1 protein-coding gene is annotated in these 1,102 nt (G+C 56.4%); it reads left to right on the plus strand.

Annotated features, from left to right (window positions below; translation table 11 throughout):
* The first annotated feature begins 78 nt into the window (after window positions 1–78).
* Entirely contained in the window at window positions 79–1,062 is a 984-nt protein-coding gene (locus JQ575_RS44260) for an ABC transporter substrate-binding protein (protein ID WP_212039438.1), read from the plus strand.
* The last annotated feature ends 40 nt before the right edge of the window (window positions 1,063–1,102 follow it).

Raw genomic sequence — 1,102 nt, forward strand, 5'->3', positions numbered from 1 at the left:
GTGCCAGTTCTTACTCGCCGTTCGTTCGCGAAGTGCTAGTCTTAGCCATTGCACAAGGCATGTTCTCGGTGGGGTCAAATGCGACGACGCGAGTTCATCACACTTTTTGGCGGTGCGGCGGCGTGGCCGGTCGCAGCGCGAGCGCAGCAGCCTCCAATGCCAGTAGTCGGAGTAGTTTCCATCTCGGATCGCGAAACGATCTTTCAAGCGACTTGGCATCAGGCGTTCCTTCAAAGACTGAGCGATCTGGGCTGGACGCCGGCTCGCAATATCTCGATCGAATACCGTTTCGCCGACAACGACCCAAACCGGCTACCAGCCTTGGTGAAAGACTTGGTTCGTCTAAAGCCGGACGCGATTTATGTCCCAACGCGTCCAGCTCTCCCCGCCGTCAGGGAGGCCACCACTACTATACCGATCGTTTTCGTATCGTTCGGCGATCCGATTTTCGAGGGATGGGTATCAAGCCTTGCAAAGCCGGGTGGCAATCTCACCGGCGTCGCCGGTTTGTCTCCGGAGCTTGCGGGAAAACGCCTGGAATTGCTGCGGGAACTTACCCCTAGGCTTGCGAAGGTCGCCATCCTACATAATCCAACAAATCGAAGCGAGGAGGTCGCCATCCGCGCCACCGAGATGGCCGCGCAAAATCTAGGTTTGTCCGTCTTCGTCCAACTCGCGAGCGATTCGGGCGAATTCGAGCTCGCAATTAGTGTGCTCGCTCGGAGCGGTGCAGAGTCGATCATCGTATTGCCCGATCCAATGTTCAATGCACACCGTGCAAAGCTAGTGCAACTCATTGGGCAATCTCGGTTGCCGGCCATTTATATGGAGACGGGTTTTGTGGCCGCAGGCGGCCTCATTAGTTACGGGCCAAATTTCTCGGATATGTTTCGCAAATCGGCGGACTACGTTGACAGAATTCTGAGGGGCGCCAAACCGGCTGATCTGCCCGTTCAACAGCCAACCAAGTTCGAGCTGATCGTCAATCTCAAAACTGCAAAAACGCTCGGCCTCACCATCCCGCCAACACTGCTCGCCCGCGCCGACGAGGTGATCGAATGAAATTCGCATTTGGTGCGGTGCATGAGTCCGGATGTGGCAC

Source organism: Bradyrhizobium sp. JYMT SZCCT0428 (genome assembly GCF_018131075.1).
Lineage (GTDB): Bacteria > Pseudomonadota > Alphaproteobacteria > Rhizobiales > Xanthobacteraceae > Bradyrhizobium.